At 56.4% G+C, this 21,991-nt stretch carries 17 protein-coding genes and 1 riboswitch; of the genes, 7 read left to right on the top strand and 10 right to left on the bottom strand.

The window, feature by feature from the left end; translation table 11 throughout:
* Window positions 1-314 precede the first annotated feature (314 nt).
* Window positions 315-1,166, bottom strand: a complete 852-nt coding sequence (gene murI, locus ABR39_RS01505; protein ID WP_047345488.1) for a glutamate racemase — start codon at window positions 1,164-1,166, stop codon at window positions 315-317.
* Window positions 1,111-2,964 (bottom strand): TonB-dependent vitamin B12 receptor BtuB, encoded by a 1,854-nt coding sequence (gene btuB, locus ABR39_RS01510; protein WP_047345489.1) that lies wholly within the window; start codon window positions 2,962-2,964, stop codon window positions 1,111-1,113. The genes murI and btuB overlap by 56 nt, the downstream gene beginning before the upstream one ends.
* Window positions 2,965-3,030: 66 nt before the next feature.
* Window positions 3,031-3,206, bottom strand: a riboswitch (cobalamin riboswitch).
* A 104-nt stretch (window positions 3,207-3,310) separates the two neighbouring features.
* On the opposite strand from btuB, the gene trmA reads away from it, so the two are divergent.
* Complete coding sequence (gene trmA, locus ABR39_RS01515; protein ID WP_047345490.1) at window positions 3,311-4,411, top strand: tRNA (uridine(54)-C5)-methyltransferase TrmA; 1,101 nt, start codon at window positions 3,311-3,313, stop codon at window positions 4,409-4,411.
* Between the two features lie 89 nt (window positions 4,412-4,500).
* On the opposite strand, the gene ABR39_RS01520 is transcribed toward trmA, so the two are convergent.
* The gene (locus ABR39_RS01520; RefSeq protein WP_047345491.1) at window positions 4,501-4,860 is read right to left on the bottom strand and encodes a YijD family membrane protein; all 360 of its coding nucleotides are present in this window, start codon (window positions 4,858-4,860) and stop codon (window positions 4,501-4,503) included.
* Window positions 4,861-4,869: 9 nt separating this feature from the next.
* Complete coding sequence (gene fabR, locus ABR39_RS01525) at window positions 4,870-5,508, bottom strand: HTH-type transcriptional repressor FabR (RefSeq protein WP_008501784.1); 639 nt, start codon at window positions 5,506-5,508, stop codon at window positions 4,870-4,872.
* Between the two features lie 196 nt (window positions 5,509-5,704).
* Between fabR and sthA the strand changes: the two genes are divergently transcribed.
* Complete coding sequence (gene sthA, locus ABR39_RS01530) at window positions 5,705-7,105, top strand: Si-specific NAD(P)(+) transhydrogenase (RefSeq protein ID WP_047345492.1); 1,401 nt, start codon at window positions 5,705-5,707, stop codon at window positions 7,103-7,105.
* On the opposite strand, the gene oxyR is transcribed toward sthA, so the two are convergent.
* The 4 genes from oxyR to argC all read right to left on the bottom strand — a co-directional run bounded on the left by oxyR (window position 7,079) and on the right by argC (window position 11,570).
* Complete coding sequence (gene oxyR, locus ABR39_RS01535; protein ID WP_047345493.1) at window positions 7,079-8,005, bottom strand: DNA-binding transcriptional regulator OxyR; 927 nt, start codon at window positions 8,003-8,005, stop codon at window positions 7,079-7,081. The genes sthA and oxyR overlap by 27 nt on opposite strands.
* Before the next feature lie 329 nt (window positions 8,006-8,334).
* Window positions 8,335-9,708 (bottom strand): argininosuccinate lyase, encoded by a 1,374-nt coding sequence (gene argH / locus ABR39_RS01540; RefSeq protein WP_047345494.1) that lies wholly within the window; start codon window positions 9,706-9,708, stop codon window positions 8,335-8,337.
* Between the two features lie 74 nt (window positions 9,709-9,782).
* On the bottom strand, window positions 9,783-10,559 hold the full coding sequence (gene argB / locus ABR39_RS01545) for an acetylglutamate kinase (RefSeq protein WP_123156760.1): 777 nt from the start codon (window positions 10,557-10,559) through the stop codon (window positions 9,783-9,785).
* A 6-nt stretch (window positions 10,560-10,565) separates the two neighbouring features.
* Complete coding sequence (gene argC / locus ABR39_RS01550; RefSeq protein ID WP_047345496.1) at window positions 10,566-11,570, bottom strand: N-acetyl-gamma-glutamyl-phosphate reductase; 1,005 nt, start codon at window positions 11,568-11,570, stop codon at window positions 10,566-10,568.
* Window positions 11,571-11,658: 88 nt separating this feature from the next.
* On the opposite strand from argC, the gene argE reads away from it, so the two are divergent.
* The 5 genes from argE (at window position 11,659) to gldA (ending at window position 18,500) form a co-directional block, all read left to right on the top strand.
* Window positions 11,659-12,810 carry an acetylornithine deacetylase gene (argE, locus tag ABR39_RS01555; RefSeq protein WP_047345497.1) on the top strand — a complete coding sequence of 384 codons (1,152 nt, stop codon included), beginning with the start codon at window positions 11,659-11,661 and terminating at the stop codon, window positions 12,808-12,810.
* Between the two features lie 271 nt (window positions 12,811-13,081).
* Window positions 13,082-15,733 carry a phosphoenolpyruvate carboxylase gene (ppc, locus tag ABR39_RS01560; RefSeq protein ID WP_047345498.1) on the top strand — a complete coding sequence of 884 codons (2,652 nt, stop codon included), beginning with the start codon at window positions 13,082-13,084 and terminating at the stop codon, window positions 15,731-15,733.
* A 95-nt stretch (window positions 15,734-15,828) separates the two neighbouring features.
* Entirely contained in the window at window positions 15,829-16,593 is a 765-nt protein-coding gene (locus tag ABR39_RS01565; RefSeq protein ID WP_047345499.1) for a helix-turn-helix transcriptional regulator, read from the top strand.
* Between the two features lie 128 nt (window positions 16,594-16,721).
* Window positions 16,722-17,384, top strand: a complete 663-nt coding sequence (gene fsa, locus ABR39_RS01570) for a fructose-6-phosphate aldolase (protein WP_047345500.1) — start codon at window positions 16,722-16,724, stop codon at window positions 17,382-17,384.
* A 12-nt stretch (window positions 17,385-17,396) separates the two neighbouring features.
* Complete coding sequence (gene gldA, locus ABR39_RS01575) at window positions 17,397-18,500, top strand: bifunctional L-1,2-propanediol dehydrogenase/glycerol dehydrogenase (protein WP_047345501.1); 1,104 nt, start codon at window positions 17,397-17,399, stop codon at window positions 18,498-18,500.
* Window positions 18,501-18,584: 84 nt separating this feature from the next.
* On the opposite strand, the gene katG is transcribed toward gldA, so the two are convergent.
* Window positions 18,585-20,765, bottom strand: a complete 2,181-nt coding sequence (katG, locus tag ABR39_RS01580) for a catalase/peroxidase HPI (protein WP_047345502.1) — start codon at window positions 20,763-20,765, stop codon at window positions 18,585-18,587.
* 148 nt (window positions 20,766-20,913) lie between these two features.
* Window positions 20,914-21,801, bottom strand: a complete 888-nt coding sequence (gene metF, locus ABR39_RS01585) for a methylenetetrahydrofolate reductase (protein WP_023309676.1) — start codon at window positions 21,799-21,801, stop codon at window positions 20,914-20,916.
* Window positions 21,802-21,991 lie beyond the last annotated feature (190 nt).

A 21,991-nucleotide genomic window follows, 5' to 3' on the forward strand; every position in this document is an offset into this window, starting at 1 on the left:
TATTGTCCGAAGACATTAAGAATCCATGTCACTTTGAGTGCCCACACAGATTGTCTGATAAATTGTTAAAGAGCAGTTGCAACGCGGCTTTCAGCTCACCGTTGCGAGGTCCCGTATATTACGTTTTCCTCATTCAGAGTCAAGTGATTATTTTCGCTTTTCTCTGTTGGCGTTCATCTCTGAACCCCGCTAACCCGGCGGCCTGTAAGCCGTTGTTCCGTGTCAGTGGAGGCGCATTATAGGGAGTTCTCAGACGTTGACAACCCCTCTTTTAAAAAAAACGTTCAACCGTCTCTTTTTTGCTCAAAACCGTGCTACAGCGCCAGTTTTTCGAGCGTTTCAAAGCCATAACGGCGTAAAACGGGTAAAAGTTGCTCGGTCTCTTTGGTGATTGCCATACAAAAAGCGATATTCGCATCGGCAGATTTTGCATCCGGCGCTTCGTGTTCCAGCAGCCAGGCCGTACGACGGGCGATAGCTGCACCAGAATCCACCAGGCGCGTTCCCTCCGGCAGAACCTCTAACAGCTCTTCCTGTAATAGAGGGAAGTGGGTGCAGCCCAGCACAACGGTATCCGGAGGTTCCGGCATCCGCAGCCATGGACGAAGAATACGACGCAACTCTTCGAGTGATACCGCCTTTCCATGCAGCTTCGCTTCGGCCATCTCCACCAGCTCGGCCGAGCCGAGCATCGCAATCTGGCATTCGTTAGCAAAACGGTCGATCAGCTCGCGGGTATAAGGACGCTTGACCGTACCCCGCGTTGCCAGCAAACCCACAATACCGTTCGCCGTCAGGCGGGCAGCAGGCTTTATTGCCGGAACAACGCCCACAACCGGGAACGGGAATTTTTCACGCAGGGCAGGAAGGGAGACGGTGCTCGCCGTATTACAGGCGATGACGGCCAGCGCAAGGGGATAGCGCTTTTGTACCGCAGTGACGATTTCAACCACACGCTCAACAATAAAGTCTTCGCTCTTTTCACCATAGGGGAAAGCGACGTTATCGAAAGCGTAGATGTAATGGAGATCCGGCAGGAGATGCCGAATCTCATCATAGACCGAAAGCCCACCGACGCCGGAATCAAACACCAGCACGGTGGGACGCGGATTAGAAGGTGTAGCTGCCAGACAAGGTGTATTCCCGTCCTGCAGTTTGGTAGCCATAAACTGTCTCGTAATCTTTATCGAACAGGTTGGCTATTTTACCACGAACTGTGAGGTGTGAGGTGACAGGATACGAAACTGCGACATCCCACAGGCTAACGCCGCCCATTTTCACGCGCTCTGACGCATAGGTGTCTGGATCGATAGCGACATCATAGCGGGTGCCCAGATAACGGTAGGCAAGATTCCAGTCGAGATCCCATACCTGCCAGTCAAGCTGATATTTAACCTGCTGCTTAGAACGACGAGCCAGCACTTCGTTAGTTTTGGCATTACGCGGGTCGACATAATCATAGGAAATCTGATGCCCAACCGGGCCAGTATCGAATTGTGCGGTCGCTTCCACCCCTTTAATACGCGCTTCGTCAACGTTGTAGTAACGATACGTATGCGGATCGCTGCTAATCAGATTATCAATGTCATTGCGATAACCCGTGATACGCCAGTTGACCGGCCCCGTCAGGCCTTCGAAGCCCCCTTCCCACTGCTTGCTCTCTTCTGGTTTAAGGTCCGGATTACCGTAAGAAGCGCTGTGGATCTGGCTCATCGTCGGTGCTTTAAAAGCGGTACCGTAGGAGGCAATCACGCGATAGCCATCCACAAACTCCCATGCTGCGCTGGTTTGCCACGTGCCATGGTTGCCGAAGTTAGAGTTATCGTCATTACGCGCCGCTGCTTCCAGCGTCACGCTGTCGAACTGCTGCATCGCTGAAACGAACACGCCGGTATTACGTTGCTCGTAACCTTTGTCCAGATAGCCCGTTCCGGCCTGCGTCTTCTGCTTTTGCCAGTCCAGACCTGCGCCGATGTTGCCATGGCCAACTTCTAAGGTGTTGAGCCATTGAGTGGTGTACTGCTTCACGTCATCCATGGTTGCGGAATCGGCGTAACGCCCTTTCTTCGGATCATAGTTCTGATCTTTACTGCGGCCGTAACCTGCCACCAGCTGAGACTGGAAAATCCCCTGGTTGTAACGCAGGCCGGTATCCCAGTTCTGGCTGTAGAGCTGACGGGTATCAGGTCGTCCATCCACCATAAAGTTGGCATCGTAGTGATCGTAACCGTCATACGCGGTGCGGTTGTCATAACCAAAGCCACGGAAGAACCCGCTCACGCTGTCGGTAATCTGCTGCTCCACGGAGCCGTATAGCGATTTACTCATAAAGCCATCGCGGTCAGGCTGGCGCGGCGCATCCTGGGCAGCAATATCAAAGCCACGGGTATAGGTATAGTTACCCGCCATGGTGATTTTGGTTTTATCCAGCACCTGCTGGAAAGCACCATCATAGGTCTGATAGCCCTTAGAGCCGACACCCGCTGAGATTTCTGCACCCGGCTTGTCGCGCCCGGTGATGATGTTAATCACGCCGCCAATCGCATCGGAGCCATACAGTGCCGAACGCGGGCCACGGATGTATTCGATGCGCTGAATCAGCGAGGTTGGGATTTGGCTCAAATCCGGAACGTTGCTGATCCCGGCACTGTTCAACGGTACACCATCAATCAGGACCAGAACGTGACGGGATTCAGTGCCGCGAATAAAGGTAGAAGAGGTGGCACCCAGGCCACCGCTTTGCGCGATATCCACGCCCGGCAGACGTGACATGATCTCTACAACGCTCTTTGCCTGCCAGCGCTCAATATCTTCACGCGTCACCACGGACGTCGGTGCCAGAACAGTTTTTGCCGGTTGTTCAAAACGATTTGCCGTCACCACCAACGAGTCTGCGCTATCCTGCGCCCAGCCCGAAAATGCCGTGACGGACAACGCCGTCAACAGCGATACTTTTTTAATCATTGTTAAAGCATCCACAATATAAGAAGGATGCCGCAGGCCCCATCGATAGCACGCGATGATGAAACCAAATGCGACGTGATCCCGGCAGGTCTTCGGGCTAGGTGGCTTTATAAGGATGAAGACTTCCCATTTTCACAGTGTCTACAACGCTCATCCCGCCAGTCTTTACCGCTGCGCGTCAGCTCCAGATTTACACTGGATTCCCTTTTCACTCTCATGAGACCGGAAACAGAATGCTACAATTAGACACGTATAGATGTCCAGACAGCTATTAGCCATTAAATCTGGACATCCCCTGAACAATGCCTACAATCCCCGCGTAATTCTTTATCACTCAGGACGCATCATGACCCCCGAACACCTCCCGACAGAACAGTACGACGCGCAGCTGGCAGAGAAAGTTGTCCGCCTGCAAAGTATGATGACGCCGTTCAACGCGCCCGTTCCCGAGGTGTTCCGCTCCCCTGTCAGCCATTACCGTATGCGCGCCGAATTCCGCATCTGGCATGACGGGGATGACCTGTATCACATCATTTTCGATCAGCAGACGAAATCGCGCATTCGCGTGGACAGCTTCCCGGCAGCAAGTGAATTAATCAACCAGCTCATGACGCTGATGATGGAAGGCGTGCGCAATAACCCAGTGCTGCGCCATAAGCTGTTCCAGATTGACTATCTGACCACCCAAAGCAACCAGGCGATTGTCTCCCTGCTATACCACAAAGCGCTGAACGACGAGTGGCGCGAGCAGGCGGAAGCGCTGCGCGATGCGCTGCGTGCGCAGAACATCAACGTTCACCTGATCGGCCGCGCAACAAAAACCAAAATCATGCTGGATCAGGATTACATCGACGAGCGTTTGCCGGTGGCAGGTAAAGAGATGGTTTATCGCCAGGTGGAGAACAGCTTCACCCAGCCAAACGCCGCGATGAACGTGCAAATGCTGGAGTGGGCGCTGAAGGCAACGGAAGGGTCAACGGGCGACCTGCTTGAACTCTACTGCGGTAACGGCAACTTCTCGCTGGCGCTGGCGCGTAACTTCGATCGCGTCCTGGCAACGGAAATCGCCAAGCCGTCGGTGGCCGCCGCGCAGTACAACATTGCCGCCAACCATATCGACAACGTGCAGATCATTCGTATGGCCGCAGAAGAGTTTACCCAGGCGATGAACGGCGTGCGGGCGTTTAACCGCCTGGAAGGGATTGATTTGAAAAGCTACCAGTGTGAGACGATTTTTGTCGACCCGCCGCGCAGTGGCCTGGACAGCGAAACCGAGAAGATGGTGCAGGCGTACCCGCGCATTTTGTACATCTCCTGTAACCCGGAGACGCTGTGCAAGAATCTGGAAACGTTAGGCCAGACGCACAAGGTTGAACGCCTGGCGCTGTTCGATCAGTTCCCGTATACGCACCATATGGAGTGCGGTGTACTACTCACGGCAAAATGATCCAGGCCCTGTAGGGCAGGTAAGCGAAGCGCCACCTGCCAAAAAGCCGGATGGCGCTTCGCTTATCCGGCCTACAATGACAAAACCCTCTACTCTGATAACTGGCTCTTGCGGTTACGCATGCGCGAGCCAATCCAGAACACCAGCGCCACAGACAGTACCGCAGGCAGGAAGTTAGAGCCGATATCCGGATACTCCGCGCGCACCACCGTGCTATACAGCAATACACCCAGAATAAAGCAGGCTGCGGCCAGTCCCGGTAACCCGACCGGCATCGTGCGGTTCAGGTAACGTTGATGCAGGCAGTAAACCGTCAGCACCAGCGCAATAAGCGGGAAAATCGAAAACGGAACGATTGAGCTAAAAATAGCGGCAAACGTACCGTTAATGGATAAGCCAGCGATCAATGCCAGCAACAGCGTCCCTTTATCCTGACCTGACTGTTTCATTACTCACCTTCACTCTTCGGTTTGATGTGCCAGTTTCTCTTGTTCACGGCGATACCAGTAGTACGCGCCTTTGGAGATCATCCTGAGCTGCAATACCAGTCGCTCTTCGAGCTGCTTGCGTTGTTCAATGCTGACATCCAGCGCTTCGGCACCCGCGCTGAAAACAATCGTCACCATCGCCTCCGCCTGTGCTTCAGTGAACGCACGCGGCATATGGTTTTCGAGTTCAAGATAGTCGGCAAGTTCCGCGATGAAGTGCTGAATTTCACGCGCGACGGCGGCACGAAACGCCGCCGATGTGCCCGAACGTTCGCGCAGAAGCAGACGAAATGCGTTGGGGTTATTGCCGATAAATTCCATAAAGGTCGAGACGGAGGTGCGGATCACGCTCCCCCCTTTTGCAATTCGCTGACGCGCCTGGCGCATCAGCTGGCGCAGCATCAGGCCGCTCTCGTCGACCATGGTCAGGCCCAATTCATCCACATCACGGAAATGACGATAGAAAGACGTTGGCGCAATCCCGGCCTCGCGTGCGACTTCGCGCAGGCTCAAACTGGCAAAACTCCGCTCAGCACTCAGTTGACTGAATGCGGCTTCCACCAGCGAACGCCGGGTTTTCTCTTTTTGTTGTGCTCTAACGCCCATCACAATAATTGAATCCTTCCAAAGGCCTGATGGCACTATACCAGAGAATAAAATTAATCTGTTTGTTCAGCTTTGTGAATGATTGTTTACGTACGGTTTGTGCTCCACTGCCGGAAAAAAGCACAACGATAATTGGGTTACTCCGGCAATGATGTTATGATTCTGTTGCTTTTATGTATAAGAACAGGTAAGCCTTGCCATGCCATATTCCTACGATTACGACGCAATAGTTATTGGTTCCGGCCCCGGCGGCGAAGGTGCTGCTATGGGTCTGGTGAAACAGGGAGCCAGAGTAGCGGTCATTGAGCGCTACCATAATGTCGGCGGCGGTTGCACCCACTGGGGCACCATCCCTTCCAAAGCCCTCCGCCACGCCGTTAGCCGCATTATCGAATTTAACCAGAACCCTCTTTACAGCGACCACTCCCGACTTCTTCGTTCATCCTTTGCTGACATCCTGAATCACGCGGATACCGTCATTAACCAGCAGACACGTATGCGTCAGGGGTTTTATGAGCGTAACCACTGTGAAATTTTGCAGGGCAACGCGCATTTTGTGGATGAACACACGCTGGCGCTCGAATGCCACGACGGTTCGGTTGAAACCCTCACCGCTGAAAAATTTGTGATTGCCTGCGGTTCGCGCCCGTACCATCCGGCCGACGTGGACTTCTCGCACCCGCGCGTCTACGACAGCGACTCCATCCTCAGCCTGCACCATGAGCCACGCCATGTGATCATCTATGGCGCGGGGGTTATTGGCTGTGAATATGCGTCGATCTTCCGCGGAATGGAGGTCAAAGTTGACCTGATTAACACCCGCGACCGCCTGCTGGCATTCCTCGATCAGGAGATGTCAGACTCCCTCTCCTACCACTTCTGGAACAGCGGCGTGGTGATTCGCCACAACGAAGAGTACGAGAAGATTGAAGGCTGCGACGACGGTGTAATCATGCACCTGAAGTCCGGTAAAAAGCTGAAAGCCGACTGCCTGCTGTATGCCAATGGCCGCACCGGTAACACCGATTCGCTGCAGCTGGAGAATATCGGGCTTGAGACCGACAGCCGCGGTCAGCTGAAGGTCAACAGCATGTACCAGACCGCGCTGCCGCACGTTTACGCGGTCGGCGACGTGATTGGCTACCCGAGCCTGGCCTCTGCCGCTTACGATCAGGGCCGTATTGCCGCTCAGGCGCTGGTGAAAGGTGAAGCAACGGCGCATCTGATTGAAGATATCCCGACGGGCATTTATACCATTCCGGAAATCAGTTCTGTCGGAAAAACCGAGCAGCAGCTGACGGCCATGAAGGTACCTTACGAGGTGGGACGTGCGCAGTTCAAACATCTGGCGCGGGCGCAAATCGTGGGGATGAGCGTGGGTACGCTGAAGATCCTGTTCCATCGCGAGACGAAAGAGATCCTCGGGATTCACTGCTTTGGTGAACGCGCCGCGGAAATCATTCATATCGGGCAGGCAATCATGGAGCAGAAAGGTGGTGGTAACACCATTGAGTACTTCGTTAACACCACCTTTAACTACCCGACCATGGCGGAAGCCTATCGGGTTGCGGCACTAAACGGTCTGAACCGCCTGTTTTAACGCGCTGTCAAAATGGCCATCCATGGAACTACGGATGGCCTCTGCCAGCTGCTCATAGCGGCTGCGCAGCGGTGAACCCGGGCGATACACCAGGCCAATCGTACGACGCGGTTCCGGCTTAATGCACGGCAGATAGACCACTCCATCACGTTTACGCTCGCGCGGTACCGCCAGCGCAGGCAGCAGCGTGATTCCGCTTCCCGCCGCGACCATATTGCGCAGCGTTTCCAGGCTGGTCGCGCGGAAATGCGTATCCTCATCGGCACCCGCTTCGAAGCAGAAGCCCATCGCCTGATCGCGCAGGCAGTGGCCGTCTTCCAGCATCAGCAGCTTTTCACCGGCCAGATCGGCCATCGGCACGCGATCGCGGTTCGCCCACGGGTGATCTTCATAGATCGCCAGCATCATCGGCTCATCGAACAGCGGCACTTCTATAAAGGCTTCACTCTCTTTTACCAGCGCCAGAATGGCGCAGTCGAGCTTGCCGCTGTCCAGCTGTGCCAGCAGCTGATGGGTTTGCGCTTCATGCAGGTACATTTCGAGTTTCGGGAACGTCTGGTGCAGCATCGGAATGATGTGCGGCAACAGGTACGGGCCAACGGTTGGGATCAGGCCAATATGCAGCGGGCCTGACATCGCCTCCCCCTGCTGGCTTGCCATTTCCTTGAGCACTTTGACCTCGCGCAGCACGGTGCGCGCCTGATCCACCAGCAGAAGACCTGCCTGGGTGAACAGAACCTTACGACTGGTGCGCTCCAGCAGCATCACGCCCAGTTCGTCTTCCAGCTTGCGGATCTGACCGCTCAGCGTGGGCTGGCTGACGTGGCAGGAATCTGCCGCGCGGCGAAAGTGACGATGCTCGGCTAACGCTACCAGGTATTCAAGATCACGAATATTCATTATTCATCCTCCGTCGCCACGATAGTTCATGGCGATAGATAGCATAGCAACGAACGATTATCCCTATCAAGCATTCTGTTGAATAATACGCCACATAGACGAGGCGGCACGTGTTTGACCCTTGACGTCCCCGCACCGTCAGCGAGTTTCTCTCAAAACTCGAACAACTAAAGCCAACGTGAACTTTTGCGGACCCCGTGGTCCGCTTTTTTTTTTTGCGTAAAAAAGCCCGGGGATAAAAGCAAAATGGCAACCGAAGTTGCCATTTTTAGTGTTTGCTCCCTCTCCCCGTGGGAGAGGGCCGGGGTGAGGGCACCAGCCCGCACGGTTCAAACCAACCGGTTTTTCGCATCCGCAATCGCCTGCGCTACCTGCTTAGGCGACACGCCGCCTTTCGCCGCACGCTTGTCCAGGCACGACTGCAGCGCCAGAATCGGATACACATCATCCCCGATAACCGCGCTGAATTTCTGCAGGTCGGCAAGCGCCAGATCCTCCAGCGGTTTACCCTGACGAATGGCTTCAACCACCGCTTCACCTACAATATGGTGCGCTTCACGGAACGGTACGCCTTTCGCTACCAGATAATCCGCCAGTTCGGTAGAGTTCGCATAGCCCTGCTGCGCCGCTTCCTGGCAGCGCGGACGTTTCACCTGAATGCCGTCCAGCACCAGCGCGCCCATATGCAGACAGTCCAGCCAGGTGTCGAGCGCGTCGAACAACCCTTCTTTGTCTTCCTGCATGTCTTTGTTGTACGCCAGCGGCAGCCCTTTCAGGGTCATCATCATGCCGGTCAGCGCGCCCTGCACGCGACCACACTTCCCGCGGATCAGCTCCAGCGCATCCGGGTTTTTCTTCTGCGGCATCAGGGATGAGCCGGAGGTCACGCGGTCGGACAGCTCAACGAAACCGGCTTCGCCAGAGTTAAAGAAGATCAGGTCTTCAGCAAAGCGCGACAGGTGCACCATGCCAATAGACGCGTTTGAGAGCAGCTCCAGCACGTGGTCGCGGTCAGAGACGCTGTCCAGGCTGTTACGGGTGGCGGAGGCAAAGCCCAGCCAGCCTGCCAGCTGTTCACGGTCAATTTCATACGCCGTACCGGCCAGCGCACCGCTACCCAGCGGGCTGACGTCCAGACGCTTCAGGGTATCCTGCAGGCGACTTTCGTCACGCGCCAGCATCTCAACGTAGGCCAGACACCAGTGCGCAAAGGTCACCGGCTGCGCGCGCTGCAGATGGGTATAACCCGGCATCACCGCGTCCTGGTTGTTCTGTGCGGTCTCCACCAGCGCGCTCTGCAATTGACGATTGGCCGTCAGCAGTTCGCCAACGGTATCTTTACACCACAGCTTCAGGTCGGTGGCGACCTGGTCGTTACGGCTACGGCCGGTGTGCAGCTTTTTACCCAGCTGGCCGACTTTGTCGATCAGTTTGCCTTCCACCCAGCTGTGAATATCTTCAGCATCGCTTTCGAGGATCTGCTGCGGGTTAAGACGCACCTCTTCCAGCAGATTGTTCAGCGCTTCTTCCAGCTGCAACTGTTCCTCTGCGGTCAGCACGCCCACCGTCACCAGCGCTTTGGACCAGGCCACAGAGCCGACGATATCCTGTTCGGCCAGGCGGTAGTCGAAGCGCAAAGAGTCATTGAACTGTTTGAACCGCTGATCCGCTGCCTGTGTAAAACGCCCACCCCAAAGTGCCATAACATGCTTCCTTTATTCGTTAGTTCCGCCGGGTGGCGCTACGCTTACCCGGCCTACGGTCATTCAATAAAAACTTAGGCTAAAATACGCGTGCCAATCGGCGTACCGTTAAACAGCGCCGGGAGCTGCTCCGCGTGACGCCATGAGGCGATATCCACCGGGCGGCCCAGCGCGCGTGCGGCATCCAGCGCCGCATTCACTTTGACGATCATGCCGTCGGTGATAATGCCCTGAGCAATCAGCTGCTCGGCTTTTTCCGCGGTCATTTCAGCAATGCGCTGACCTTTACCGTCCAGAATGCCGCTCACGTCGGAGAGCAGGATCAGATCCGCACCCAGCGTTGCCGCCAGAGCAGTCGCCGCCTGGTCAGCGTTGACGTTCATCAGTGCGCCCTCTTCGGTCACGCCGATAGAGCTCACCACCGGCAGGAAACCACCTTCCAGCAGCGTGTTAATCAGCTTAGGCGAACCCGGCTGCGCCAGTCCAACATGGCCGAGATCTTCGTCGAGCTGGGTCACTTTTACGCTATCGCCATCGCCCAGATAGAGGCCAACGGAGGCAATGTGGTGTTTCTTCGCCCACGCCAGCAGCGTTTTGTTCGCCGTACCCGCCAGCGCCCCGGTGATGATGTCAATCTGGTCGGCAGGCGTCACGCGCAGGCCGTTTTTCTTTTTCACCGGCAGGTTGAGCCCTTTCATCAGCTCATCCACCACGCAGCCGCCGCCGTGGACAATCACCAGCGGACGCTGATGAGATTCGCGATAGTTAACCAGCGCGGTAAACAGACGCTCCAGCGCTTCTTCGCTGTCCAGCAGTACACCACCGAGTTTGATAATTAATGGGTTCATCATCACACCTTAAATAAGAGCCTGCGTTTCAGGGAAGCCGAAACGAATATTTGCACACTGCATTGCCTGCGCGGCAGCGCCTTTGAGTAAGTTATCTTCCGCGGCCACCACAATCAGGTGCTCGCCCTGCACGGCAAAGCCGATATCGCAGAATGGCAGGCCGACCACGTTTTTCAGCGCCGGCACGCCTTTGTCGTACAGACGTACCAGCGGTTTATCCGCGTACGCCTGCGTGAAGGCCTCGCTCACCTGCTCTTTGGTTACGCCAGGCTTCAGGCGGCAGGTAATGGTTTCGAGGATCCCGCGCGGGAAGCTGCCCAGATGCGGCGTGAAAATCACGTCCGCGCCCAGATGGGTGGTGATTTCAGGGTGATGACGGTGATTAAACACGCCATAAGGCTGAAGACTCACTTCGCAGAAGCTGTTGGAGATAGCCGCTTTGCGCCCTGCCCCGCTCACGCCGCTGGTGGCGTTGATCACCGGCCACTGGTTCAGATCCAGCAGCCCGGCGTCGATCAGCGGTTTTAGCGAAAGCTGCGCCGCCGTCGGGTAGCAGCCCGGGACGGCAATCAGATCCGCTTCTTTCAGTTTGTCAGCGCTCCACTCCGCCAGACCGTACACCGCTTTTTCAAGCAGCTCCGGATGCTGATGGGTGAAGCCGTAATATTTTTCGTAAAACGCGCTGTCGTTAACACGGAACGCGCCGGAGAGGTCGAACACCACGCAGCCGGCGGCCAGGAACTGCGGCGCCAGGTCGTGACTGACCTCGTGCGCGGTAGCTAAAAACACCACGTCGACACCATCGGTGAACTCGCTGATGTCAGACATAGGCTGCAAAGGCAGATCAACCATGCCCTTAAGCTGCGGATGCAAATCGGAAATTAACTTTCCCGCATCATTGCTTTGCGCTGACACAGTCAAAGCGGTTATGGTCATATGAGGGTGACGATTTACGTAGCTTACAAGCTCTGCGCCCGCATAACCGCTAGCGCCTACAATCAGCGTATTCAACATCGGGTTCCTTTATGCTCAACGATAATGTATTTTTATTCACATTTATTGCATGAATATTGATACTATCACGACCTAAGGTGTGTCAACAATGAAAATGAACTTACCACCATTTATCGAGATTTACCGCGCCCTGATTGCCACACCGTCCATCAGTGCAACGGAAGAAGCGCTGGATCAGAGCAATGAGTCTTTAATCAATCTGCTGGCGGGTTGGTTCAGCGATCTTGGGTTTAACGTTGAGGTTCAGCCCGTCCCCGGAACACGTCACAAATTTAACCTGCTGGCCAGCACCGGAACCGGTGCGGGCGGCCTGCTGCTTGCCGGTCATACCGACACCGTGCCGTTTGATGACGGCCGCTGGACCCGCGACCCGTTCACTCTGACCGAGCATGACAACAAGCTTTACGGTCTGGGCACCGCCGACATGAAAGGCTTTTTCGCCTTTATTCTCGACGCGCTGCGCGACGTGGACGTGACAAAACTGAAAAAGCCGCTCTACATCCTCGCGACCGCCGATGAAGAGACCAGCATGGCGGGGGCGCGCTACTTCTCTGAAAATACGTCGATTCGCCCGGATTGCGCCATCATCGGCGAGCCAACGTCTCTGCAGCCAATTCGTGCGCATAAAGGCCATATCTCTACCGCAGTGCGTGTCCTGGGCCAGTCCGGCCACTCCAGCGATCCGGCGCGCGGCGTCAACGCCATTGAGCTGATGCATGACGCCATCGGCCGTATCATGACCCTGCGCAACGACCTGAAAGAGCGTTACCACTACGACGCGTTCACCGTGCCGTATCCGACCCTGAACCTCGGCAGCCTGCACGGCGGCGATGCCTCCAACCGTATCTGCGCCTGCTGCGAACTGCACATGGATATCCGCCCGCTGCCGGGCATGACGCTGAGCGATCTCGACGGCCTTCTGAATGAAGCGCTGGCCCCGGTGAGCGAGCGCTGGCCGGGCCGTCTGACGGTCTCCGAACTGCACCCGCCGATCCCGGGTTACGAATGCCCGCCGGATCATCAGCTGGTCGAAGTGGTGGAAAAGCTGCTCGGCGAGAAAACCGACGTGGTGAACTACTGCACTGAAGCGCCGTTTATTCAGACCCTTTGCCCGACGCTGGTCCTTGGCCCCGGTTCGATTAACCAGGCGCACCAGCCGGACGAATATCTGGAAACCCGCTTCATCAAGCCTACCCGCGAACTGATTACCCAGGTTGTGCATCACTTCTGCTGGCATTAAAACCGCACCGAAGAGTCCCCTCTCCCCGTGGGAGAGGGTTAGGGTGAGGGCAACAAATCGCATGATCTCCGTCACATTCCCATAAGCATCTCTTATCTGACGCGAAGCGAATTAAATTTCGTAAATTGCCCACATTTATTCGTTTGCTGAACCGTTTTCGCAGCAATTGACGACGGGGGTTTTACGTGGCTTTATAAAGGGAGATGACAAAATAATGTCCAAAAGATTTTCGATTGGGCATAAACAAAAATGATGGGGTGACTGGGTTTTTATGAACGAACAATATTCCGCGTTGCGTAGTAATGTCAGTATGCTCGGCAAAGTGCTTGGAGATACCATCAAAGATGCGTTGGGGGAGAACATCCTCGACCGCGTTGAAACCATCCGCAAGCTGTCTAAATCTTCCCGTTCAGGTAACGAGGCCAGTCGTCAGGAGCTGCTCACCACCTTGCAGAACCTCTCTAACGACGAGCTGCTGCCTGTTGCACGCGCATTCAGCCAGTTCCTGAACCTGGCAAATACCGCTGAGCAATACCACAGCATTTCGCCAAACGGCGAAGCGGCCAGCAACCCGGAAGTCATTGCCCGCACCCTTCGTAAACTGAAAGACCAGCCAGACCTCAACGAAGCCACCATCAAAAAAGCGGTGGAGTCTCTTTCGCTGGAGCTGGTACTGACCGCTCACCCCACCGAGATCACCCGTCGCACCCTGATCCACAAAATGGTGGAAGTGAACAACTGCCTCAAGCAGTTGGATAATAAAGACATTGCCGACTACGAACGCAACCAGCTGATGCGCCGTCTGCGCCAGCTGATTGCCCAGTCCTGGCACACCGATGAAATTCGTAAGCACCGCCCAAGCCCGGTCGACGAAGCCAAATGGGGCTTTGCGGTGGTGGAAAACAGCCTGTGGGAAGGGGTACCTAACTACCTGCGCGAGCTGAACGAACAGCTGGAAGAGAACCTGGGCTACCGCCTGCCGGTCGACTTTGTTCCGGTACGTTTCACCTCCTGGATGGGCGGCGACCGCGACGGCAACCCGAACGTCACCGCCGAAATCACCCGTCACGTCCTGCTGCTGAGCCGCTGGAAAGCGACCGACCTGTTCCTGAAGGACATTCAGGTGCTGATCTCCGAGCTGTCGATGGTTGAAGCAACGCCGGAACTGCGCGCGCTGGCCGGAGAAGAAGGCGCCAGCGAGCCGTACCGTTTCCTGATGAAAAAACTGCGCGGTCAGTTGATGGCCACTCAGGCCTGGCTGGAAGCGCGCCTGAAAGGCCAGCGCCTGCCAAAACCGGAAGGCCTGCTCAGCCAGAACGAACAGCTCTGGGAGCCGCTTTACGCCTGTTATAAATCGCTGCAGGCCTGCGGGATGGGCATCATCGCCAACGGCGAGCTGCTCGACACCCTGCGTCGCGTGAAGTGTTTTGGCGTGCCGCTGGTGCGTATCGACGTGCGTCAGGAAAGTACCCGCCATACCGAAGCCCTGGGCGAGCTGACCCGCTATCTCGGCATCGGCGATTATGAAAGCTGGTCCGAAGCCGACAAACAGGCCTTCCTGATCCGCGAGCTGAACTCAAAGCGCCCTCTGCTGCCGCGCAACTGGGAGCCAAGCAACGACACCCGCGAGGTGCTCAACACCTGTAAAGCGATCGTGGACGCGCCGAAAGGATCGGTGGCCGCCTATGTGATCTCCATGGCGAAAACCCCGTCCGACGTGCTGGGCGTTCACCTTCTGCTGAAAGAAGCCGGTATCGACTATGCCCTGCCGGTCGCTCCGCTGTTTGAGACCCTCGACGACCTGAACAATGCCAACGACGTCATGACCCAGTTGCTGAACATCGACTGGTATCGCGGCTTTATTCAGGGCAAACAGATGGTAATGATTGGCTATTCCGACTCCGCAAAAGATGCGGGCGTAATGGCGGCATCCTGGGCGCAGTATCAGGCGCAGGATGCACTGATCAAGACCTGCGAGAAAGCCGGTATTGAGCTGACTCTGTTCCACGGACGCGGTGGCTCAATTGGCCGTGGCGGCGCGCCTGCTCACGCGGCTCTGCTGTCGCAGCCGCCGGGAAGCCTGAAAGGCGGCCTGCGCGTTACTGAACAGGGCGAGATGATCCGCTTCAAGTATGGCCTGCCGGAAGTGACCATCAGCAGCCTGTCGCTTTACACCAGCGCCATTCTGGAAGCGAACCTGCTGCCGCCGCCGGAACCGAAAGACTCCTGGTGCCGCATCATGGACGAGCTGTCGGATATCTCCTGCGATCTGTACCGCGGCTACGTGCGTGAAAACAAAGATTTCGTCCCTTACTTCCGCTCGGCAACGCCTGAGCAGGAGCTGGGTAAACTGCCGCTGGGCTCGCGTCCGGCGAAGCGCCGCCCGACCGGTGGCGTAGAGTCCCTGCGCGCCATCCCGTGGATCTTCGCCTGGACGCAGAACCGCTTAATGCTGCCCGCCTGGCTGGGTGCCGGCGCCGCGCTGCAAAAAGTGGTGGAAGACGGTAAACAGAACGAGCTGGAAACCATGTGTCGCGACTGGCCGTTCTTCTCCACCCGCCTGGGTATGCTGGAAATGGTCTTTTCAAAAGCCGACCTGTGGCTGGCGGAATACTACGATCAGCGTCTGGTGAAGCCTGAGCTGTGGGCGCTGGGTAAAGAGCTGCGCGAGCTGCTGCAAGGCGACATCAAGGTGGTGCTGGATATCGCTAACGATTCCCACCTGATGGAAGATCTGCCGTGGATTGCCGAGTCTATCCAGCTGCGCAACATCTACACCGACCCGCTGAACGTTCTGCAGGCAGAGCTACTGCACCGTTCGCGCCTGGCGGAAGAAGAAGGAAAAGAGCCGGATCCACGCGTTGAACAGGCGCTGATGGTGACGATTGCGGGCGTTGCGGCAGGTATGCGTAACACCGGTTAATGCTTTATGTCCGGCGGCGCTACGCTTGCGCGGGCCTACGACAGGTAGGCCGGGTAAGCGTTAGCGCCACCCGGCAATACCGCGGTATCCACGTCATGCACCACGATGTTAGGCAAATCCTGACGGAGCTGATTAACGGCGCATTACCCCTGCATCATGTGCACTTTGTCGCGCCTGCCGGGAAGAACATCCGAACATCACCTTGTCTCTCGGTTATCCTTGAAACCCGCTGCGAGGCATTCTTTTCCACATCCGGGCACGTCCCGCTTCATTCTTCAAACATTTTCAGAATAAGCTTCGGTAAACAGCAATTGACGCTTGAGCTTCATCGGGACAATGACCTTTTACAACAGCTGCAGGTCGCCAGGCGAGGCCCCCGAACGGGCGCGTTTCTCCTGCAAACGCTCAACGAGCTGCACATGCAGCCTACCGAGCAGGACACGGCCAGGCTGGTAGTGTTAAGTCTGCTTAGCCACTGCCGCGATCTGCTTGGCAGCGAGATCCACACTGATAGCCGCAGCCGTGCGCTCTTCGAAGCCGTTCGTCGCTTTATTGACGAACATCATGCCTCAGCGCTGACTCGGGATTCCGTTGCCGAGGCGTTTTATATTTCCCCTAACTATCTCTCTCACCTTTTTCAGAAGACCGGAAACGTCGGGTTCAATGAATACCTGACGCAGACGCGTCTGGAACACGCTCGCCAGCTGCTCAAGGGATACGATTTAAAAATTAAGGATATTGCGGCGCGCTGCGGATTTATGGACAGCAATTATTTCTGCCGTCTCTTTCGCAAACACACCGAACGCTCCCCTTCCGAATATCGCCGCCAGTACCACAGCCAGCTAATCGCCAAAAACTAGCACTGTGATCGGCATCTCACTTCGTTAAGCAGAATACATTTGTCCAGTATTTGGCAAAATTGACCTGTATCGGCCGCGCCTGGCCGGGCCTTATCCTTTATTTAGCCTTTCTGACTTAAGGAAAAATAATGGAACTCTACCTCGATACCGCCAGCGTGGCGGACGTTGAACGCCTGGCCCGCGTCTTCCCCATCGCGGGCGTCACCACCAACCCAAGCATCATTGCCGCCAGCCGTGAACCCATCTGGGACGTGCTGCCGCGCCTGCAAAAAGCCATCGGGCCGGAAGGTACGCTGTTTGCGCAAACCCTGAGCCGCGATGCAGAAGGCATGGTGGCGGAAGCCAAGCGCCTGAGTAACGCCGTACCGGATATCGTGGTCAAAATCCCGGTCACCGCTCAGGGGCTTATCGCGATTAAAGAGTTGAAAAAAGAGGGGATAACCACGCTGGGAACCGCCGTTTACAGCGCTGCGCAGGGCTTACTCGCCGCACTGGCGGGGGCGAAATATGTCGCGCCGTATGTAAACCGCGTCGACGCTCAGGGCGGTGACGGCATCCGCATGGTGCAGGAGCTGCAGTCCCTGCTGGAGCTGCACGCACCGGACAGCAAAGTGCTGGCCGCCAGCTTCAAAACGCCGCGTCAGGCGCTGGACTGTCTGCTCGCGGGATGTGAGGCAATCACGCTTCCTTTAGACGTAGCGCAACAAATGCTCGGCACCCCGGCGGTAGAGTCAGCCATAGAGAAGTTCGAGCAGGACTGGAAAAACGCGTTTGGTAACCTCAACCTGTAAGGGAGAACTGTTATGGACCGTATCATTCAATCGCCGGGGAAATATATCCAGGGCGCTGATGTGCTTACCCGTCTCGGCGACTATCTGAAACCCCTGGCACAGCGCTGGCTGGTCGTCGGCGATAAGTTTGTACTGGGTTTTGCCGAAGAAACCTTGCGACAAAGCTTTAAAAAAGCAGAACTGCATGCCGAAATCGCGCCGTTTGGCGGCGAATGTTCACAAAATGAAATCGATCGACTGAAAAAACTCGCTGACGGCGCCGACTGCATGGCGGTGCTGGGCATCGGGGGCGGTAAAACGCTGGATACAGCCAAAGCGCTGGCCCACTTTATGGACGTGCCCGTCGCGATTGCGCCGACGATCGCGTCCACCGACGCGCCGTGCAGCGCCCTTTCCGTTATCTACACCGACAGCGGCGAGTTCGATCGCTACCTGATGCTGCCGCACAACCCGAACATGGTCATTGTGGATACGAAAGTGGTGGCGGGTGCACCTGCACGTCTGCTTGCCGCCGGAATTGGCGATGCGCTGGCGACCTGGTTTGAAGCACGCGCCTGCTCGCGAAGCGGCGCAACCACCATGGCCGGCGGTAAATGCACCCAGGCGGCATTAGCCCTGGCCGAGCTGTGCTACAACACGCTGGTTGAAGAGGGTGAAAAAGCGATGCTGGCAGCGGAACAGCACGTGGTCACACCGGCGCTGGAACGCATTATCGAAGCCAACACCTATCTCAGCGGCGTCGGCTTTGAGAGCGGCGGGCTGGCCGCGGCACACGCTATTCATAACGGTATGACGGCCGTGCCGGACGCGCATCATTTCTATCACGGCGAAAAAGTGGCGTTTGGTACGCTGACGCAGCTAGTGCTGGAAAATGCGCCGGTAGAAGAAATAGAGACCGTCGCGGCGCTTTGCCACAGCGTTGGGTTGCCCATTACGCTGGCGCAGCTGAACATCAAAGAAGACATTCCGGCCAAAATGCGTCTGATTGCCGAAGCATCCTGCGCGGAAGGAGAAACCATTCACAATATGCCTGGTGGCGTCACACCGGATCAGGTCTATGCGGCGCTGCTGGTGGCCGACCAGTACGGACAGCGGTTTTTGCAGGAGTGGGAGTAAATAGCATAAATAAAAATCCCCGCATCGGCGGGGATTTTTTTGCCCGTAGGCCGGGTAAGGCGTAGCCGCCACCCGGCCCAATGGTTACTTCACGTCAAACCGGTCCAGATCCATCACCCTCGCCCATGCTGCAACGAAGTCGCGGACGAACTTCTCGTGCGCATCATCACTGGCATAAACCTCTGCCAGCGCGCGCAGGACGGCGTTAGAACCGAAGACCAGATCGGCGCGGGTGGAGGTATATTTCACTTCACCGCTGGCGCGATCGCTTCCGGCAAACAGTTCATTTGATTCATCGGTCGCCTTCCACTGGGTATTCATGTCCAGCAGGTTCACGAAGAAATCATTGCTCAGCACGCCTTCGCGGTCAGTGAACACACCGTTCTTACTGCCATCGAAGTTAGCCCCCAACACGCGCAGGCCGCCGATCAGCACCGTCAGCTCCGGTGCGGTCAACGTCAGCTGCTGGGCTTTATCAATCAGCAGGGATTCCGTCGTGGACACATCCACCTGCGCACGGTAGTTGCGGAAGCCATCGGCAACCGGTTCGAGCAGGTTAAACATCTCGATATCCGTCTGATCCTGACGCGCATCCACGCGGCCCGGCGTGAACGGTACGGTGACGTACACGCCCGCAGCTTTCGCGGCTTGCTCTACGCCTACCACGCCCGCCAGCACGATGATATCGGCCAGAGAGGCTTTGTTGGTGGTGCGCTGGATAGCTTCCAGAGCCGGCAGCGCGCGAACCGCTGCGGCGTTCACGTCCCAGTCACGCTGAGGGGCCAGCGCCAGACGCGCACCGTTCGCACCGCCACGCTTATCGCCACCGCGGAAGGTTGACGCTGACGCCCAGGCAACGGAAACCAGCTCGCTGACGGACAGACCGGACGCTGCAATTTCCGCCTTCAGGCTTTCAATGTCCTCTTTAGTCGGATTGAATACCGCCTCCGGCAGCGGATCCTGCCAGATCAGATCTTCTTTTGGCACTTCCGGACCGAGGTAACGCGATTTTGGTCCCATATCGCGGTGGGTCAGTTTGAACCACGCGCGCGCGAAGGCTTCGTTGAAGGCCTGCGGGTCGTTCAGGAAACGGCGGGAAATCTTTTCGAATTCCGGGTCAAAACGCAGCGTCAGGTCAGTAACCAGCATCGTTGGCTTACGTTTTTTCGACGGGTCGAACGGGTCAGGCATGATTTCCGGCGCATCAACGGCTTCAAACTGAATCGCGCCTGCCGGGCTGCGGGTCTGCACCCATTCGAATTTGAACAGGTTCTCGAAGAAGTAGTTGCTCCACTGGGTCGGAGTTTGTGACCAGATAACTTCCAGGCCGGAGGTAATGGCGTCTGCGCCAACCCCTGTGCCGTGCGTGCTGGCCCAGCCCAGGCCCTGCGCTTCAATCGGTGAGGCTTCCGGGTCGGTGCCAACGTGGGTGGCTTCACCCGCGCCGTGGGTTTTGCCGAGGGTGTGGCCACCGGCAATCAGCGCCACGGTCTCTTCGTCGTTCATGCCCATGTTGCCGAAGGTGGCGCGAATCGCCGCTGCCGCTGACAGCGGTTCACCGCTGGCGTTTGGCCCTTCCGGGTTAACGTAAATCAGCCCCATTTCGGTCGCTGCCAGAGGGCGCTTCGCCAGCGCTTCCGGGTCACGATGGGTCAACCAGGCTTTTTCATCGCCCCAGTTTACGTCGAGATCCGGTTCCCAGACGTCTTCACGCCCGGCACCAAAACCAAAGGTGCGGAAGCCAGAGTTCTCCAGCGCCACGTTACCTGCGAGGATGAACAGGTCAGCCCAGGAGATTTTTTGTCCGTATTTTTTCTTGATGGGCCACAGCAGACGGCGCGCTTTATCGAGGCTAACGTTATCCGGCCAGGAGTTCAGCGGTGCAAAGCGCTGTTGACCGCGTCCTGCCCCACCGCGCCCGTCAACGGAGCGATAGGTACCCGCGCCGTGCCAGGCCATACGGATAAACAGGCCCGCATAGCTGCCCCAGTCGGCAGGCCACCACGGTTGAGAGTCGGTTAAAAGTGCTTTGAGGTCGCCTTTAAGGGCAGAGTAATCGAGTTTGCTAAATTCTTTGCGGTAGTCGAAGTCTTCACCCAGAGGGTTAGAACGGTTGGAATGTTGGTTAAGAAGATCGATGCGGAGTTGTTTTGGCCACCAGTCACGGCTGCCTGTACCTGCACCCGCGCTGTGATCGACGCCGCCCTGGTGGAACGGGCATTTGCCGACTGATGCCGCTTTATTGGTCTCGTCTGACGTGCTCATCGCTATGCTCCCTTTTACAGTGTTACCGTTACGATATACACCACTAGCAATAAGATATAGTTGAATTAATCCACAGATTCGATAGCTAATACCTTTTAAGTTTTTTACCTGACTAAAAAGCCCTCAAATTATGAGGGCTTTATGCTTATTACGCTGGACGCACGCCGAGCGTATGACAAATGGCGTAACTCATCTCCGCGCGGTTCAGCGTATAGAAGTGGAAGTCTTTCACGCCTTCGCGACTTAAGATCTTCACCATGTCCATCGCGATATTGGCCCCAACCAGCTTGCGGGTTTCCGGGTCATCGTCCAGCCCTTCGTACATTTTGGACATCCACAGCGGGATGCGCACGTTGGTCATATCGGCAAATTTCTTTGCCTGTTTGAAGTTAGAGACCGGCAGGATCCCCGGGATGATTTCAACGTCGATGCCCGCGGAGACGCAGCGGTCACGAAAGCGCAGGTAGCTTTCCACATCAAAGAAGAACTGGGTAATGGCACGGTTCGCGCCGGCGTCCACTTTACGCTTCAGGTTAAGCAGATCGGCCTGGGCACTCTTTGCTTCCGGATGAACTTCCGGATAAGCGGCAACGGAGATATCAAAGTCGGCCACATCCTTCAGCAGCGCAACCAAATCAGCTGCATACATATCCGGCTTGCCGCTACCCGGCGGCAGATCACCGCGCAGCGCAACAATATGGCGGATGCCGTTGTTCCAGTAATCCTGGGCAATGGCGCGCAGCTCGTCGCGAGTGGCGTCGATACAGGTGAGGTGCGGCGCCGCTTCCAGGCCGGTACGATCTTTAATGCCTTTAATGATGCTGTGCGTACGGTCACGCTCGCCGGAGTTAGCCCCGTACGTCACGGAGACAAACTTCGGTTTCAGGCTGCTGAGACGATCGATAGAGCTCCACAGGGTTTGCTCCATTTCACTGGTGCGCGGCGGGAAAAATTCAAAAGAGACGTTAATCTGGCCGTTTACCTCAGCCAGGCTCTGATTCAGTGCTTCCCGCTGGTTGGCGTGAAAAAAGCTCATACCTTACCTCTATCAATCGCGTGTCGTTGTTTATTGTGTTGTGAACTTCTATACGTTTAGACGTCCAGATGTAAAAATGACGGAAAAGCGGAGGGACGTCAACATAAATAATCAACAATAACGGTGAGGTTTGCTCAGGGAATGTGAAGGGAATTCATGATGGGGGGTTAGTGCGGTCTGATGCCCTCAC

Source organism: Enterobacter genomosp. O (genome assembly GCF_001022965.1).
Lineage (GTDB): Bacteria > Pseudomonadota > Gammaproteobacteria > Enterobacterales > Enterobacteriaceae > Enterobacter > Enterobacter cloacae_L.

Bases quoted from the DNA above. Each gene is read 5' to 3' on its own strand.
- argB (WP_123156760.1), bottom strand. From the start codon at position 10,559: ATGATGAACCCATTAATTATCAAACTCGGTGGTGTACTGCTGGACAGC.
- trmA (WP_047345490.1), top strand. From the start codon at position 3,311: ATGACCCCCGAACACCTCCCGACAGAACAGTACGACGCGCAGCTGGCA.
- gldA (WP_047345501.1), top strand. From the start codon at position 17,397: ATGGACCGTATCATTCAATCGCCGGGGAAATATATCCAGGGCGCTGAT.
- sthA (WP_047345492.1), top strand. From the start codon at position 5,705: ATGCCATATTCCTACGATTACGACGCAATAGTTATTGGTTCCGGCCCC.
- btuB (WP_047345489.1), bottom strand. From the start codon at position 2,964: ATGATTAAAAAAGTATCGCTGTTGACGGCGTTGTCCGTCACGGCATTT.
- ABR39_RS01520 (WP_047345491.1), bottom strand. From the start codon at position 4,860: ATGAAACAGTCAGGTCAGGATAAAGGGACGCTGTTGCTGGCATTGATC.
- katG (WP_047345502.1), bottom strand. From the start codon at position 20,765: ATGAGCACGTCAGACGAGACCAATAAAGCGGCATCAGTCGGCAAATGC.
- argH (WP_047345494.1), bottom strand. From the start codon at position 9,708: ATGGCACTTTGGGGTGGGCGTTTTACACAGGCAGCGGATCAGCGGTTC.
- metF (WP_023309676.1), bottom strand. From the start codon at position 21,801: ATGAGCTTTTTTCACGCCAACCAGCGGGAAGCACTGAATCAGAGCCTG.
- argC (WP_047345496.1), bottom strand. From the start codon at position 11,570: ATGTTGAATACGCTGATTGTAGGCGCTAGCGGTTATGCGGGCGCAGAG.
- murI (WP_047345488.1), bottom strand. From the start codon at position 1,166: ATGGCTACCAAACTGCAGGACGGGAATACACCTTGTCTGGCAGCTACA.
- ABR39_RS01565 (WP_047345499.1), top strand. From the start codon at position 15,829: ATGCACCACGATGTTAGGCAAATCCTGACGGAGCTGATTAACGGCGCA.
- argE (WP_047345497.1), top strand. From the start codon at position 11,659: ATGAAAATGAACTTACCACCATTTATCGAGATTTACCGCGCCCTGATT.
- oxyR (WP_047345493.1), bottom strand. From the start codon at position 8,005: ATGAATATTCGTGATCTTGAATACCTGGTAGCGTTAGCCGAGCATCGT.
- ppc (WP_047345498.1), top strand. From the start codon at position 13,082: ATGAACGAACAATATTCCGCGTTGCGTAGTAATGTCAGTATGCTCGGC.
- fsa (WP_047345500.1), top strand. From the start codon at position 16,722: ATGGAACTCTACCTCGATACCGCCAGCGTGGCGGACGTTGAACGCCTG.